This window comes from Nocardia sp. NPDC005746 (assembly GCF_040630785.1).
Classification (GTDB): Bacteria; Actinomycetota; Actinomycetes; order Mycobacteriales; family Mycobacteriaceae; genus Nocardia.
This window is the reverse complement of sequence record NZ_JBEXYE010000010.1, coordinates 167,652-183,828: the sequence shown is the minus strand read 5'-3', so window position 1 is coordinate 183,828 and position 16,177 is coordinate 167,652. Positions and strand designations below refer to the sequence as shown.

13 protein-coding genes are annotated in these 16,177 nt (G+C 69.4%); 7 read left to right on the top strand and 6 right to left on the bottom strand.

Annotated features, from left to right (window positions below):
- Positions 1–2 precede the first annotated feature (2 nt).
- Complete coding sequence (locus ABZ412_RS20595; RefSeq protein ID WP_357282674.1) at positions 3–1,346, bottom strand: ABC transporter permease; 1,344 nt, start codon at positions 1,344–1,346, stop codon at positions 3–5.
- Positions 1,347–1,459: 113 nt separating this feature from the next.
- Between ABZ412_RS20595 and purF the strand changes: the two genes are divergently transcribed.
- Both purF and purM read left to right on the top strand, forming a co-directional pair.
- Entirely contained in the window at positions 1,460–3,025 is a 1,566-nt protein-coding gene (gene purF, locus ABZ412_RS20590) for an amidophosphoribosyltransferase (RefSeq protein WP_357282672.1), read from the top strand.
- A 206-nt stretch (positions 3,026–3,231) separates the two neighbouring features.
- Complete coding sequence (purM, locus tag ABZ412_RS20585; RefSeq protein WP_357282670.1) at positions 3,232–4,311, top strand: phosphoribosylformylglycinamidine cyclo-ligase; 1,080 nt, start codon at positions 3,232–3,234, stop codon at positions 4,309–4,311.
- A 185-nt stretch (positions 4,312–4,496) separates the two neighbouring features.
- Here purM and ABZ412_RS20580 read toward each other — a convergent pair whose 3' ends face one another.
- From ABZ412_RS20580 to ABZ412_RS20565, 4 genes are all read right to left on the bottom strand, one after another.
- Complete coding sequence (locus ABZ412_RS20580) at positions 4,497–4,709, bottom strand: DUF3073 domain-containing protein (protein WP_213558229.1); 213 nt, start codon at positions 4,707–4,709, stop codon at positions 4,497–4,499.
- A gap of 187 nt (positions 4,710–4,896) precedes the next feature.
- Positions 4,897–5,859, bottom strand: a complete 963-nt coding sequence (locus ABZ412_RS20575; RefSeq protein WP_357282668.1) for an asparaginase — start codon at positions 5,857–5,859, stop codon at positions 4,897–4,899.
- Between the two features lie 16 nt (positions 5,860–5,875).
- Positions 5,876–6,541, bottom strand: a complete 666-nt coding sequence (locus ABZ412_RS20570; RefSeq protein ID WP_357282667.1) for an MOSC domain-containing protein — start codon at positions 6,539–6,541, stop codon at positions 5,876–5,878.
- Complete coding sequence (locus ABZ412_RS20565) at positions 6,538–7,650, bottom strand: folate-binding protein (protein WP_357282665.1); 1,113 nt, start codon at positions 7,648–7,650, stop codon at positions 6,538–6,540. The genes ABZ412_RS20570 and ABZ412_RS20565 overlap by 4 nt, the downstream gene beginning before the upstream one ends.
- A 210-nt stretch (positions 7,651–7,860) precedes the next feature.
- Here ABZ412_RS20565 and ABZ412_RS20560 point away from each other — a divergent pair, with 210 nt between their 5' ends.
- From ABZ412_RS20560 to cydC, 5 genes are all read left to right on the top strand, one after another.
- A complete protein-coding gene (locus ABZ412_RS20560; protein ID WP_357282664.1) occupies positions 7,861–8,787 on the top strand; it encodes an aminodeoxychorismate lyase in 927 nt (308 codons plus the stop codon).
- Positions 8,788–8,903: 116 nt separating this feature from the next.
- Positions 8,904–10,376: a cytochrome ubiquinol oxidase subunit I gene (locus ABZ412_RS20555; protein WP_357282662.1), complete on the top strand. Its 1,473-nt coding sequence runs from the start codon at positions 8,904–8,906 to the stop codon at positions 10,374–10,376.
- Positions 10,377–10,385: 9 nt separating this feature from the next.
- Positions 10,386–11,435, top strand: a complete 1,050-nt coding sequence (cydB, locus tag ABZ412_RS20550) for a cytochrome d ubiquinol oxidase subunit II (RefSeq protein WP_357282660.1) — start codon at positions 10,386–10,388, stop codon at positions 11,433–11,435.
- Positions 11,436–11,500: 65 nt separating this feature from the next.
- Positions 11,501–13,354 carry an ATP-binding cassette domain-containing protein gene (locus ABZ412_RS20545; protein ID WP_357282659.1) on the top strand — a complete coding sequence of 618 codons (1,854 nt, stop codon included), beginning with the start codon at positions 11,501–11,503 and terminating at the stop codon, positions 13,352–13,354.
- The gene (cydC, locus tag ABZ412_RS20540; protein ID WP_357282658.1) at positions 13,351–15,069 is read left to right on the top strand and encodes a thiol reductant ABC exporter subunit CydC; all 1,719 of its coding nucleotides are present in this window, start codon (positions 13,351–13,353) and stop codon (positions 15,067–15,069) included. The genes ABZ412_RS20545 and cydC overlap by 4 nt, the downstream gene beginning before the upstream one ends.
- A gap of 419 nt (positions 15,070–15,488) precedes the next feature.
- On the opposite strand, the gene ABZ412_RS20535 is transcribed toward cydC, so the two are convergent.
- Complete coding sequence (locus ABZ412_RS20535) at positions 15,489–16,148, bottom strand: FABP family protein (protein WP_357282828.1); 660 nt, start codon at positions 16,146–16,148, stop codon at positions 15,489–15,491.
- Between the last annotated feature and the right edge of the window lie 29 nt (positions 16,149–16,177).

Genomic DNA, 16,177 nt, shown 5'->3' with positions numbered 1-16,177 from the left:
TGCTACGCCGCCGCGTCCGGCAGGGTCGCGGGCTTGCGCTCCAAGCCCTTCCGGTCGTAGAAGCGCGTGATGAACAGGCCGAACACCACGCCGATGGCCAGGCCGAGCAGCGCCATCCAGACGCCGCGGGTCAGGCCCGCCTGCCCGTCGCCGAAGAAGTAGAGGATCGAGCGGGTGCCCAGGAACACCTGGTGCATGGGCTCGAACGTGGCCAGCCAGCCGAAGTACTTCGGGGTCGCCTCGATCGGGATGGTGCCGCCCGAGGACGGCAGGCCCAGGATGATGAACACGATCAGATTGATGATCAGGCCGGCGGTGCCGATCGCGGCCAGCGTCGAGGCGCAGGTGAAGCCGACGGCCGTGATCACCAGCGCGCCGTAGAGGAACAGCAGGAGCGGTCTGTCGATCGGCATGCCGAGCAGCGACGCGATGCCCTCCAGCGCCCCCGACACCACCACCGCCATCACCGCGATCGCCGACCACTTGATCAGCAGCGTGCGCACCCGCGAGATGGACGCGCGCGGATAGTGCACGTACCAGGGACCCCACTCGGTGGGCAGGAATCCGAGGGCGGAGTCGATGAGCTGGTGGATGATCATCGCGCCGACCATGCCGACCAGCAGGAGCAGCAGGCTGTAGAAGAAGGCCGTCAGCCCCTCGCCGGAACCGCCCGGGAGCGGCCGGAACTGTTCGGTCACGATGTCCAGCGGCTGCGCCAGCACCAGCCGGGTCGCGGCGGACAGTTCGGTCGGGGGCGCGCCCGGCGGCGGAGTCAGCTGCTTGGTGACCTGATCGGTCAGCTGCTTGCCGACCTCGGCGTTCACCTGGGTGAGAGCTTGCTCACCGAACTTCTGCACCACCGCGGTCGCGAACGCGCCGGTGCGCGGATTGGTCTGCAGCGTCAGCACCGGCTTGGTGATCTCGCCCGGCACCACGCTGCCGACCCCGAGAATGCCGAGCCGCTTGGAGAAGTCGCTGGGAATGATGATGGTGCCGTACACCCGCGCCGACTGCATCTGCAACTGCGCCTCGTTGATGCCGAGCACCCGCAGATCGATCTTGTCCGCCGGGACCGCCTTGGTGAGACCGTCCGCGACCTGATCGCCGAAGTTCACGTGCTGGACCTCATCGCCGGTCTTCAGATCGTCACCGACATCCTGGTTCACCAGGGCGATCGGGAAATCGTGCAGATTCTTCTCCGGGTCCACGACGTAGTCGAGATACATGACGCCCAGGAGCGAGGCCAGCAGCGTGACCACCACGATCGGGAACGCCCACCGGATCGGGCTCAGATGCCTGCGTCGCGGACCGGTTTCCGTGCGACCGGTGCTGTCGGTGCTCGCCACCGTCGCACGCTAACAGCAAACCGCCTGCCATCTCCGTTATCCCAACGGCGGGTTGCCTTGCGGTTACCCGTAGAATGGCTCTCGCCCCCAGCCCGCCGAACAGGGAGCAAACGGTGAATCTCCCCGCCTCCGCCACGACCGTTGATCAGGACGAGAACGAACCGCGCGAAGAGTGTGGTGTGTTCGGTGTCTGGGCACCGGGCGAAGATGTGGCAAAGCTCACGTATTACGGACTATACGCATTGCAGCATCGCGGACAGGAGGCGGCGGGCATCGCGGTCGCCGACGGCTCGCAGGTGCTGGTCTTCAAGGATCTCGGCCTGGTGAGCCAGGTCTTCGACGAACAAACCCTGGCCGCCATGCCCGGCCACGTGGCCGTCGGTCACTGTCGTTACTCCACAACCGGTTCCACCACCTGGGAGAACGCGCAGCCGATCTTCCGCACCACCGCGGTCGGCACCGGAATCGCTTTGGGCCACAACGGAAACCTGGTCAACACCGCCGAATTGAGCGCCCGCGCACGGGAACTCGGGCTGGTCACCGGCCGCCTGGCGGGCGGCATGGCCGCCACCTCGGACTCCGACGTGATGACCGCGCTGCTCGCGCACGCTGCAGCCGACAAGAGCATCGAGCAGGCCGCCATGGAGCTGCTGCCGACCCTGAAGGGCGCGTTCTGCCTCACCTTCATGGACGAGCACACCCTCTACGCCGCCCGCGACCCGCACGGGGTGCGCCCGCTGTGCCTGGGCCGCCTCGACCGCGGCTGGGTGGTCGCCAGTGAGACCGCCGCCCTCGACATCGTGGGCGCCTCGTTCGTCCGCGAGATCGAGCCGGGCGAACTGCTCGCCATCGACGCCGACGGCGTGCGCTCCCTGCGCTTCGCCAACCCCACCCCCAAGGGCTGCGTCTTCGAATTCGTGTACCTGGCCCGCCCCGACTCCACCATCTCGGGCCGCTCGGTGCACGCCACCCGCGTCGACATCGGCCGCCGCCTCGCCGCCGAACACCCCGTCGAGGCCGACCTCGTCATCCCGGTCCCGGAATCCGGCACCCCCGCCGCCGTCGGCTACGCGCAGGGCTCCGGCGTCCCCTACGGCCAGGGTCTGATGAAGAACGCCTACGTGGGCCGCACCTTCATCCAGCCCAGCCAGACCATCCGCCAGCTCGGAATCCGGTTGAAGCTCAACCCGCTTCGCGAGGTGATCCGCGGCAAGCGGCTCATCGTGGTCGACGACTCCATCGTGCGCGGCAACACCCAGCGCGCGTTGATCCGCATGCTGCGGGAGGCGGGCGCCCTGGAGATCCACGTCCGGATCGCCTCCCCGCCGGTCAAGTGGCCCTGCTTCTACGGCATCGACTTCGCCTCGCGCGCGGAGCTGATCGCCAACGGCGCGGGCCCCGACGGCATCGAGGGCGAGAGCCTCGACGACATGGTGGAGGGCGTGCGCCGCTCCATCGGCGCGGACAGCCTCGGCTACATCTCCCTCGACAGCATGGTCGCCGCCACCGAGCAGCCGCGCTCGCGGCTGTGCTGCGCCTGCTTCGACGGCGAGTACCCGATCGCGCTGCCGGTGGAGACCGCCATCGGCAAGAACGTGCTCGAGGGCATGCTGTCCGGCACCACCGAAACCGAGCTGCTGGCCGACAACGCCAACGCCTCGGCGCTGAGTCGCCCCTAGCGCTGAGCGCTGAGTGGCCACCGCGCAAGCGGTCTCGGCGCCCGCTCGCGCAATCGCGAACGGGCGCCGTGGCTTTCCCGTGACAACCCGCCCGCACGCATAACGGGTGGACGGTCGCAACGCCGTGCGCCTCCGGTGCGCAACGGCGCTCCTGCTAGCGTGAGCAGGCATCTATCCGACGATTCGGCTTGGAGCTCTCCCCGACAATGACTGAACAGACCCCCAGTGGTGCCGGTGCCTCGTATGCGGCGGCCGGCGTCGATATCGAAGCCGGTGACCGCGCAGTCGAGCTGTTCGCGCCCCTGGCCAAGAAGGCCTCCCGCCCCGAAGTGCAGGGCGGCCTCGGCGGCTTCGCAGGACTGTTCGCACTGAAGGGCGGCTACAAGGAGCCCCTGCTCGCCGCCTCCACCGACGGCGTCGGCACCAAGATCGCGGTCGCGCAGGCGCTCGACAAGCACGACACCATCGGCCTCGACCTGGTCGCCATGGTCGTCGACGACCTGGTGGTCTGCGGCGCCGAACCGCTGTTCCTGCAGGACTACATCGCCGTCGGCAAGGTAGTGCCCGAGCGGGTGGCGCAGATCGTGTCCGGCATCGCCGAGGGCTGTGTCATCGCCGGATGCGCGCTGCTCGGTGGCGAGACCGCCGAGCATCCCGGCCTGATGGGCGCCGACGACTACGACATCTCCGGTACCGGTGTCGGCGTCGTCGAAGCCGACGCCGTGCTCGGCCCCGACCGCGTCCGCCCCGGCGACGTGGTGATCGGCATGGGCTCCTCCGGCCTGCACTCCAACGGCTACTCGCTGGCCCGCAAGGTGCTGCTCGACATCGACCGCATGTCCCTCACCGGGCACGTCGAGGAATTCGGCCGCACCCTCGGCGAGGAGCTGCTCGAGCCGACCAAGATCTACGCCAAGGACTGCCTGGCCCTGATCGCCGAGACCGACGTGCGCACCTTCTGCCACGTGACGGGCGGCGGCCTGGCCCAGAACCTGGCCCGCGTGCTCCCCGCCGGACTCGTCGCCGAGCTCGACCGCGGCACCTGGAACCCGGCCCCGGTCTTCAAGATGATCGCCCAGCGCGGCCGCGTCGAGCGCCTGGAGATGGAGAAGACCTTCAACATGGGCGTCGGCATGGTCGCCGTCGTCGCGCCCGAGGACGCCGACCGCGCGCTGGCCGTCCTCACCGCCCGCCACATCGACTGCTGGACCCTCGGCACGGTGAAGAAGGCCAAGGACGCCGACGCCGCCCGCGTCGCGCTGGTGGGCGACCACCCGCGCTTCTAGCAGACAGAGAACGGCCCCGGCACTCGCGAGAGTGCCGGGGCCGTTTGTCTTTTCGCCGGTAGGAAGGGGGACCGGCTAGTTGTTCGCCGCGGATGCTCAGCGAATGGCCCTGACCTCGGGGCATATCGACGTGCTAAAGGGGAAGGCCATAGTGGGCCTCCCCCTTACACGGCGAAAATCCGAGGTCAGCGACGCCAGTCGTCGTAGTCGTCTTCGTCCCAGCCCGCACGCGAGTCCTTCGCGTCGTGCTCGTCGGAAAGCACAGCACCACTCAGCTGCGTGTCGGAGGGACTCCCCGACAGTTCGCGCTGAAGGCTCGTGAAGTCGGTCGACGGTGAGCTGTACTTGAGCTCCCGTGCAACCTTGGTCTGCTTTGCCTTAGCCCGGCCACGGCCCATGGCTGACCCCCTCGCGTCACTGCGGGGCGGCCTGGGGTGGGTTTGGCGGCCCCGTTCGAATTAATACTCTTCCTGACGAACACTTTAGCGTGTGTCAGGCGGTCGCGCTTCCAGGAGTGGGGGATAAACGTCCCGGGGCCGGGACCGGCGACGACCGGGCGATCCTGAAAACCCTGCGGACCGGCGACTACAGGACGCCGGGAATCGCTCGAATGATGCCGACGCGAGCTCCGCCGCCCAGCACCGCGGGCGTTGCCAGCTCAGCGTGCGCATCGGTCCACTCGACCCCCATACGCTGGAGAATGGCCAGCGTCAGCGGAAGCCGCGCGCGATCGGCGCCGTCATCGATCTTGTACGCGAAGGCCGAACCGTCCGGCAGCGCACCCGCGTGCACCCCGTCCGCGCCGATCTTGCACACCAGTCCCGGCGTCGCGGACATAACGCGAAAATCGGGGCCGTCCGTGCCGGAAATCACTCGCGGATAAGCACGGATCGCGTCCGCGACGCGGCGTTCCGGCGAACCCTCGGGCGCGGTGGCGAAACCCGCGTAGGCGCGGGCCAGATTCACCAGCGACACCGGCACGATGGGCAGGCCGCACCCGTCGATGCCGAGATCGGTCTCCGGCTCACCGGTCACCTCGGCCACGGTGTCCAGCACCGCCTGCTGCAACGGGTGCCCGACCTCGAGATAGCCGCGGGTCGGCCAATCATTGATCACGCAGGTGGCGAGCATGGCGGCGTGTTTGCCGGAGCAGTTCATGAAGATCCGTCGAGCCGCCTTGTCACGGTCGGCGCCGGCCAGCACCCGGGCCCGGGCCTGCTCCTCGAACGGCAGATCCGGCGGGCACTCCAGGTCGTCCTCGGTGAAACCGAAGCGGTCCAGCAACCGCCGCACCAACTCCACGTGATCGGGCTCGCCGAAATGTGAGGCGGTGGCGATGGCCAGCTCGGCGTCGTCCACCGGTTCGAAACCGTTGCGCAGCAGGGTGAGCGCCTGCAGCGGCTTGTTGGTGGAGCGCGGGAAGATCGGGCCGTGCACCGCACCCACCTCGACCAGCGGCTCACCGTCGGGGCGCAGCACCACCGCGGAACCGCGGTGCACGCACTCGCGGAAACCGGACCGCACCACCTCGACCAGGTCGACGCTCATCGGTGCCCCTTCGCTGTCATCGGGCCGCCGCGGCATGGCGGCGGCGGTGACGGTCGATCTGCATGCGGACGTCGTCGGAGAGGGTGGGCTCGGCGGATTCCAGCAACTCCAGGCGCGCGGGGTCCGCGCCGGCGAACAGATCGCGGACCGTGACGCCGTGCTCGGGGATGTGCACCACCCGCACCTCGTCGCCCGCGCCGATCCCGCCCTCGGTCAGAACCCGCAGGTAGGCGCCCGTATTCGCCTGGGCTGTAAAGCGTTTCACCCACTGCGGCTCACCGGTGCGCCACTGGAAAGTGGCGCACGGGACCCGCGGGGCGGACACCTCGAGCAGGGTGTCGCCGATGGCCCAGCGCTCACCGAGCACAGCGTCACTGACGGGGAGCCCGGCGATGCGCAGGTTCTCGCCGAACCAGCCCGCCGCGAGTTCGCGGCCCAGTTCGGTGGACCAGCGCCGCGCGTCCTCCTCGGCGTAGGCGTAGACGGCCTGGTGGGCGCCGCCGTGATGCTTGGTGTCGCACACGTGGTCGCCGTCCAGGCCGAGGGCCCGGACCGGAACCCGGTGCGGCACCGGACGTTTGTCGATGGCGGTGCGGCCCACCTTCGAGGACTTGGCCGGCACCTCGAGTTCGGCGTGCACGACGCAGACGGCCAGCACCCGGCCGACAGGGGCGGCGGTCATCGGCCGCGCAGCTTCTCGACGGCGAGCCGCCCGGCCTGCGGTTCGTCGTGCGCGGGCACCGAATCCGGGTCGATGGCCGCCGCGCACGGGCCGGCCACCAGTTCGGTGTCCGCCGGGATGGTGCGTTTGATCAGGGCCAGCGCGATCGGGCCGAGTTCGTAGTGGTCGATCACCGTGCCCAGCGTGCCGACCGCGCGGCCGCCCGCCGTCACCGGATCACCGGGCGCCGGACGGGAATCCGCCGAGCCGTCCAGGTGCAGCAGCACCAGGTGCCGGGGCGGCTTGCCGAGATTGTGCACCCGCGCGACCGTCTCCTGACCGCGGTAGCAGCCCTTGTTCAGGTGTACGGCGCCGTGTTCGGCGGGGCCGCCGATCCAGTTGACCTCGTGCGGGATGGTGCGATCGTCGGTGTCCAGGCCCAGACGGGGGCGCAGGGCGGCCACCCGCAGCGCCTCGAACGCCCACAGGCCCGCGGCCGCCGCGCCCGCGTCGCGCAGCGTGGTCCACCAGGCGGCGAGCTGATCGCGGGGGACCAGCAGGTCGAAGGAGTCGGCGGTGGGCCAGGGCATGCGGCGCAGGAAGCCGCCGCCGGGCAGCGGGACCGCGCGGTAGGTGTCGGGTAGGGCGGGCACGCCCAGGGCGGCGACGAGGTCGGCCGCGGCCGGGCCCAGCAGGCTCAGGACCGCGTGGTCGTTGGCGTCGACGGGCTTGGCGTCGGCCCAGAACACCATCTTCTGCAGGAAGCTCAGCAGTTCGGGTCCGCGCGCGCCTTCGGTGTCGATCCACACCGTGCCGTCGAGTTCGGTGAGCACGAAGTGGTTCAGCACGCGGCCGTTGAGATCGAGGTCCAGGTTCTCCGCGGACTCCCCGTCACCGAGATCGGCGACGGCCTGGCTGGAAATGGTGTGCAGCCAGCTCAGTCGTTCCTTGCCGGTGATCGAGAGCACGAACCGGTGGGAGCGATCCACCACCGCGACCCGCTCCGCCGCCGCGCGCTGCTCCCCGAAGGGATCGCCGTAATGCCACGCGACCGCGGCATCCGGTGACTCCGGCAGCCCCGCGACAGCCCCTGGAACCTGCAAGATCGAACTGGCAACCGAGGAGGACACAACTCCACCCTAGCGGCTCGCGGCGACAGGCCTCGAGCGCACGGCCCGGGAGCCGGACCCGGACCGATGTCGTCCCAGGGACGCGCCGGTGGCGCATTTGGGCAGGTTTGAAACGCGAGCCCTGCTTCCAGCAGGTCGTGGCAGGTGGCTTGACGGGCCGGGTGGCACAGTATGGCACCCAGGACCCGTCGACTCCCCTAGGCTCATCGCATGGTGGAACGGGTTCTGGTGACACTCGACGGCGCGATCCGGGATCCGGACGCGCCGTTGTTGTATGCGGACGATATCGGTGCGTTGCGGGGCGACGGCATCTTCGAGACGGTGCTGGTGCGCGACGGCGTTCCGTGCGCGCTGGAAATGCATCTGGCGCGGCTACGGCGCTCGGCGGAGGCGCTGGATCTCCCCGCGCCGGACCTCGAGGCGTGGCGGTTCGCGATCGAACTGGCCGCCGAGGAATGGGGCAAGGACCGCGAGGGCACCCTGCGGATGGTCCTGACCCGCGGACGTGACAGTGATCACGGCGGAGGGGGCGAACGTCTGGCGAACAAGACGGGAGATCTGGCCGGAGCCGAACCCGCCACCACCGGTTACGTTTTCGTGGTCGGAGTCCCCGCGAGGGTGGAAAAGGCGCGCACCGAAGGCGTTTCGGTGATCACCCTCTCCAAGGGCATCTCCATCGACCTGGCCCAGAACGCGCCGTGGCTGCTGATGGGCGCGAAAACCCTGTCGTACGCGACGAATATGTCCGCGCTGCGGTTCGCCCAGCGGATGGGCGCCGACGACGTCATCTTCACCAGCACCGAGCACCGCGTCCTCGAGGGTCCGCGCTCGACCGTGGTCGTGCAGCGCGACAACCAGCTCATCACCCCGCCCGCCCGCCACGGCGTCCTGCCCGGCACCACGCAGCGGGCGCTGTTCGCGCAAGCGGAGAAGGCGGGCTGGGAGTGCCGCTACGAGCCGCTGTTCACAGCCGACCTGATCACCGCGGACGCCGTGTGGATGTTGTCCTCGATCACCCTGGCCGCGCGGGTCAATTCGCTGGACGGACTGCGCATGTCGCCGCCGGACAATGCGGCCGAGATCGTCGAGATGGTGAACCGCGGCATCGCGCTCCCCGGGAGCCTCGCCGACTGGTAGTCCCGATCACGTTCCAGCAAATATCGGGCTTGATGTGGCGAGGCATACGTTGATCCGCGCCTCCTGACGCGTAGTCTCTGTTACTACGTCATGTCGTAGATCGGCAGGGAGGTCGGATGAGCGTCGTAGATCTGGCGCGCTGGCAGTTCGGAATTACCACCGTCTATCACTTCATCCTGGTGCCACTCACCATCGGCCTCGCACCGCTCGTCGCGGGCATGCAGACCGCGTGGGTGATCACCGGTAAGGAGCACTGGCTCAGGCTCACAAAGTTTTTCGGCAAACTGTTCCTGATCAACTTCGCCCTCGGCGTCGCCACCGGCATCGTGCAGGAATTCCAGTTCGGCATGGGCTGGAGCGAATACTCCCGCTTCGTCGGCGACGTGTTCGGCGCCCCGCTGGCCATGGAGGCGCTGGTCGCCTTCTTCATGGAATCGACCTTCCTGGGCCTGTGGATCTTCGGCTGGACCAGACTGCCGAAAAAGCTCCACCTGGCGTGCATCTGGCTCGTCGCCATCGGCACCAACGCCTCCGCCTACTTCATCATCGCCGCCAACTCGTTCATGCAGCACCCGGTCGGCGCGGAGTACAACCCGGAGACCGGTCGCGCCGAACTGCACAGCATCTGGGCGGTGCTCACCAACAACACCACCCTCGCCGCCTTCCCACACGTGATCGCCGGAGCCTTCCTCACCGCGGGCACGTTCGTGGCCGGCATCGCCGGCTGGTGGATGGTGCGAAATGCCCGCAAGGCCAAGGCGGAAGGGAACGAGGCACTCCTCGAGGACGCCCGCACCATGTGGCGGCCGAGCGCGCGCATGGGCCTGTACGTCGTCCTCATCGCCGCGGTGGCGCTGATCTTCACCGGTGACATCCAGGGCAAGCTGATGTTCAAGCAGCAGCCCATGAAGATGGCGTCCGCCGAATCGCTCTGCCACACCGAGACCGATCCGGACTTCTCCGTGCTGACCGTCGGCACCCACAACAACTGCGACAGCGTGGACCACCTCATCGAGGTGCCCTACGTGCTGCCGTGGCTGGCCACCGGCGAATTCACCGGCGTCACCTTGCAGGGCGTCAAGGACCTCCAGGTCGAGTACAACCAGAAGTACGGTGTCGGCGACTACCGGCCCAATCTGTTCGTCACCTACTGGTCCTTCCGCGCCATGATCACCTGGATGGCCGGCTCGATCCTGTTGGCGCTGGCCGGATTCTGGGTCACCCGCCGCGGGCGGATCCCGGACCAGACCTGGTTCAGCTGGCTGTCGCTGATCGCGATCGCCACCCCGTTCCTGGGCAATATCTCCGGCTGGATCTTCACCGAGATGGGCCGCCAGCCCTGGGTCGTCGCACCCAACCCGACCGGCGACCAGCACATCCGGATGACCGTGCAGCAGGGCGTCTCCGGGGTCTCGGCGGGCACGATCCTCACCTCGCTGATCGTGTTCACCGCGCTCTACGGGCTGCTGGCCATCGGGTGGTTCTATCTGATGCGCCGCTACGTGATCGCCGGACCCGAGCAGGCATCCACCCCGGACACCCCGAAGATGACCGGGGAGCCCGTCGAGAAGCTTTCCTTCGCCTACTAGGAGCCGAGGATGAGTCTCCCTGAATTCTGGTTTCTGCTGATCGCGGTCCTGTTCACCGGCTACTTCGTGCTGGAGGGCTTCGACTTCGGCGTCGGCATGCTGATGCCGATCATCGGGCGCGGTGACGAGCAGAAGAAGCGCACCGTGCTCAACACCATCGGACCGGTGTGGGACGGCAACGAGGTGTGGCTGCTCACCGGCGGCGGCGCCATGTTCGCCGCCTTCCCGGAGTGGTACGCCAGCCTGTTCTCCGGGTTCTACCTGGCGCTGCTGCTCATCCTGGTCGGGCTGATCGCGCGGGCCTGCGCCATCGAATGGCGCGGCAAGATCAACGACCCACGCTGGCGCACCTGGTGCGACATCGGCATCGGTCTGGGCTCCTGGATCCCCGCCCTGGCCTGGGGCCTGGCCTTCGCCAACATCGTGCACGGCGTGCAGCTCAACGAGCGCAAGCAGATCGAGGGCAACTTCTTCGACCTGCTCAACCCGTACGCGCTGCTCGGCGGGCTCACCACGCTGCTGCTGTTCATGCTGCACGGCGCGATGTTCATCGCCCTCAAGACCGGCAACGACGTCCGCGACGACGCGCAACGCATCATCCGCGTGCTGTTCGTGCCCACCGCCGTCGTGGTGGCCGCCTTCGGCGTCTGGACCCAGCTCGCCCACGGGCACGGCTGGACCTGGATTCCGCTGGCGCTGGCCGTGATCGGACTGCTGGTCGCGGGCTTCGCCGCGAGCCAGGGTCGCGACGGCTGGGCGTTCACCGGCACCGCGATCACCATCGCGGCCGCCACCGTGCTGCTGTTCGGGTCGCTGTTCCCGAATGTGCTGCCGTCCACCATCAACGACGCGTTCAGCCTCACCGTCGACGGCCGCGACGGCACCGTCGCCGCCTCCTCCACCCACTACACGCTGGTGGTGATGAGCTGGGTCGCGGTGGCGCTGGTCCCGGTCGTGCTGGTCTACCAGGCCTGGACGTACTGGGTGTTCCGCAAGCGGCTCACCATGGAACAGATCCCGGCCCCGATCGGGCTGCCCATGGAATCCGCGAAGAGCTGAACCCGGGGCGCGCCGCCCCGCCGGAAGGCCCAGGGCGGCGCGTCTTTTCGCAGAGGAGATCGACCATGGCACGACCGGTGGACCCGCGGCTGTGGCGGCACGCCCGCTCCGCGCGCCGGTATCTCGGACTCAGCGTGGGACTCTCGCTGGTCACCACCGGATGCATCGTGATCGGGGCGCTCGCCCTGGCCCGGGTGCTCGCCGGGGTGATCACCGAACCGGACCAGCGCCGGATCGGCTCCTGGACGGTCGAATTGGCGGTGTTCGCGATCGCCGTGCTGTGCCGGGTGACGGCCACCTGGTGGCAGTCCCGGCTCGCGCACCGAGCCGGGGCGCAGGTCGTGGCCGAACTCGAGACCGCCGCCCTGAAAGCCGGGGCCCAGCTCCCGCCGCGTGAATTGGAGAGCCGCCGTGCCGAACTCGCGGTCGTCGTCGGCTCCGGGCTCGGTGGGCTGCGTGCCTACCTCGCGGGGTATCTGCCCGCCCTGATCCTGGCCGCTCTCGTGCCCCCGGTGGTGCTGGCCGTCATCGCCGTCCACGACTGGGTGTCCGGCGCGATCATCGCTGTCACGCTGCCGCTGATCCCGATCTTCATGATCCTCATCGGGCTGCTCACCCAGGGGAAGTCCGCGGACACGCTGGCCGCCGCCACCCGCCTGTCGGACCAGCTCCTGGACCTGTTCGCCGGAATGCCGACGCTGCGCGCGCTCGGCCGCGAGACCGGTCGCACCGCGACGAACGGCCGAGCCGACACGGCCGGCCCGAATCCCACCGCGGGAAACGATGATCCGCCGCGCAGCATGGCGGGCCGGGTCCGTGAGCTCGGCGACGCCCTGCACCACCGGACCATGTCCGCGTTGCGTCTGGCCTTCTTGTCGTCGATGGTGCTGGAGATGCTCGCCACGCTCTGTGTGGCCCTGGTCGCCGTCTCCATCGGCATGCGCCTGGTCTTCGGCCACACGGGCCTGTACGCGGGCCTGCTCGCCCTGATCCTCGCTCCCGAGGTCTACCTCCCGCTGCGCGCCGTCGGCGAACGCTTCCACGCCGCCCAGGACGGAATGGCAGCCGCCGAACGGGCATTCGCGATTCTCGAACCGGGTCCGGGGACCACGCCCGCCGTTCCCGCCGGAACATCGCATCGGAACCTGCTCGGCCACATCGACATCCGCGATCTGAGCGTCGCCGCCCGCGACGGCAACGCGCCCGAAGGACTGTCCGCCGCCGTCCGCCCCGGCGAGGTCACCGTCCTCACCGGTCCCAACGGCTGCGGCAAATCGACCGCCCTGCAAGCCGTTCTGGGCCTCATCACCCCGGACGCCGGAACCGTCACCATCGACGGCACCCCGGTCCCCGACCTGGACCCCGACGAGTTCTGGTCCCATGTGGCCTGGCTTCCGCAGCGCCCGGTCCTGATCCCCGGCACCCTCCGCGCCAACCTCGAACTGCTGGGACCGCCATCGGGCGAGGACCAGATCGAAGCCGCCTGCGCCGCCACCGGTTTCGACGCCGTCCTCGATACCCTCCCCGCCCGGTGGGACACCGTGGTCGGTTCGGGCGGCATCGGATTGTCCCTGGGCCAGCGCCAGCGGCTGGCCCTCACGCGTACCCTCGCGGCCCCCCGCTCGATCCTGCTGCTCGACGAGCCCACCGCCCACCTCGACGACGACTCCGAGGCGACGGTGCTCGCGGCCCTGGTGGACCGCGCACGCGCCGGAGCAACCGTGGTGGCGGTGGCGCATCGCGCGTCGATCCTCGCCATCGCGGACCGGGTCATCGAGGTCACCTCCACGGCGGGCGGACGCCAGGGCCGGCCCGGCATCGGTGTGGCAGAGGGTCTTCCGCCCGGCGCCTCCGAATCGGGGCCGCCCGGCGGGAGCGGCATGCGTCCGGGCGCCGCGAAGGAGGCGTCGCTGCGATGAGGGCGATACTGGCCGACTTCCGGCGGATCCGGGAACTGCTCGAACTGTCACGGGCGCGGATGGCGCTGTCGATCGGATGGGGTGTGCTCGCGCTCGGCAGCGGGCTCGGACTGGCCGCGCTCGCGGCCTGGCTGATCGCCCGCGCCTGGCAGATGCCGCCGGTTCTGGATCTGAGCCTCGCCGTGGTGACCGTTCGGGCGCTGGGCATCTCGCGAGGGCTGTGCCGGTACCTCGAGCGGCTCGCCACCCACGACGTCGCACTGCGCGCCATGAGCACGGCGCGAACCACCACCTATCGCACGCTGGCCGGCGCGAATATCTGGCGGCCCCGACGGACCGGTGCCGCGAGTTTCGGAACAGCCGACGGCGCGGGCCGCTCCACCTCCACCGGCGCGCCCCGGACCGACGCCGAAGCCCGGCACGGGGATCCGACCCAGCTGCGCCGGGGCGAACTGCTCGGGCGGGTGATGAGCGATATCGACGACCTCGGTGCCGTCGTGGTGCGGGCGTTCGTGCCGATCGCGGTGGCGGTGATCCTGTCCGTGCTCGCCGTCGGACTGCTGGCGAGCATCTCGGTGCCGGCGGCGGTGATTCTGGCGGTGGCGCTGGCGGTGTCGGGGATCATCGCCCCCTGGCTGTCGGCGCGGGCGGCCGAGGAAGCCGAACTGGCGGTGCGGTCCGACCGCACCGAGTTCACCGCCGAGGCGCTGACCGTCCTGGATCACGCACCCGAATTGCGGGTCGCGGGACGGCTTTCCGAAGCGGTCGGCACGGCCACCGCTGCGGGGCAGCGCGCGGTCGCGGCCGAGGACCGGGCGGCGGCGCACAGCGCGTGGGCGGCGGCGGTGCTACCGCTGTCCATCGGGGTCAGCGTGCTGGGGGCACTGCTCATCGGGATCGTGTTGTACGGCGGCGGATCTCCGGTGCCGACGGCGGGATTCCAGACCGTCACGCCCGGCGGCATCTCGCCGATGGCGTTCACGGTGCTCGTGCTGGTGCCGCTGTCGGCCTTCGAAGCGGTCGCGGTGCTGCCCGCCGCCGCGCAGGCGCTCACCACCGGCCGGGCCGCTCTGCGCCGCCTCGACGAGCTCGAATCCGGGGACCCGGCTCCCCGCGAATCCCAGGCCGCCGCACCGAAATTCCCGCCCCTGCCGCAGGGCCGCCGGATCGCGGTGACCGGGCCCAGCGGTGCGGGGAAGACGACCCTGCTCATGGAATGGGCGGGACTGTTCGGCACACCCGAGCCCGGCGTCACGTTCTTCGCCGAGGACGCGCACCTCTTCGGCACCACCGTGCTGGAGAATCTGCGCGTGGCCCGCGGCGACATCACCGCCGCCGAGGCCGATGCCGCCCTGCGCGCGGTCGGGGCGGGGGAATGGCTGGACTCACTGCCCGACGGAGTCGAGACCGATCTGGTCGGCGGCGCCGCGGCGGTGTCGGGCGGCCAGCGCCGCCGGATCCTGCTGGCCCGAGCCCTCCTGTCGCCCGCGCGAGTGCTACTGCTCGACGAACCGACCGAGCACCTCGAGGCCGAGGCCGGGGCCGAAACACTGCGCCGCCTCTTGAACGAATCGAGTGGCCTGGTTGATCGCGACCGGACGGTCGTGGTCGTCACCCACCAGCTGCCTCCGGACACCAAGGCCGACACCATCGTTCGCGTCCATCCCGGAGGTGCGATCGACATCGGTCCCCGTATTCCCGAAACCACGGCCTGACCTGCCTTTTCGCAGTCCGCGAAAATACGTTGCCGCTGGTGCCGGATCCGACTAATTTCGTCGGTACACAGGAAGGAGGTGGTTCGAGAATGATTTCTAGGACGCGTGAGGTGGCTGCCAGCTAGGCGCTACCGCTGCAATCGGATTCCGATCGCGCGAGCCCTCGCGAATCCACGGCAGTCACCCGGCCCCCGAGTTACGGTCCGTCCGACCGGACTTGCGTGAAGAACGTTGCATCCTTCCGCGGGTATGACTCGAGGGCCGTACTGCGCCGCCTCCCCGGAACTTCAGCGGGCGGCTGAGAGCCGTATGAGTTGGCATTCCGTGCCTGCGTCGGGTGCCCAAACAATTTTGGGGGTACCCCATGAGGTACCCCCATCGCAGTGAAATCAGTTGTCGCGTGCCGTATCGGCAGGCTCTCAGCCGATGTACCGCTTCAACCGCGCGGAAAGTCGCGGCTCGAGCGCGCCGTCGGCCGCGATGCGCTCCTCGACGTAACCGAGGTCGCCGCCCTCGACGATGCCGTAGAGCCGCTTCGCGCCGCCCACCACGATGCCGGACTGGCTGCGGATCACCACGTCGGTGGCCAGCTCCCAGGACGACTGGGTCAGGGCCTGGCCATAGAACAGCTCGACAATGCCGGTCGAGTGCGTGAGCAGCAGCTCCAGCACCTCGTCGTCGCCGTCGATACCGACCCGCCAGAAGCCGCTCTCGCGCAGGTCCGGGCCGTCGAACTCGCCCTCGGCGGTCAGCTTCCAGGACCGGGCTTCCCAGGTCAGGTAGTCGCCGCCGTCGTGGGCGACGATGATCTGCTGACCGAAGCGGTAGTCGCCGGTCTCGGGGTCGTTGCCCTCGCCCTCACCGCGCCACACGCCGACCAGCGGCAGCAGCGCGAGCATGGACGAGCTCAGATCGGGGCCCAGCCGCAGATTCGCGGTGTCCACGGGCAGCGGCAGATCGGGGAGCGCCGGAACGTTCAGCCCCCCGGTCGACTTGGCCCGCTCGACCGCCTCCGCGACCGCCTGGTCGCCGCTGCGGCGCGAACCGGCGGCGTCATCGGACGCCGAGCCGTTGGCCACTCCGTTTTCGGTGTTCTCGTGGGCCGGAT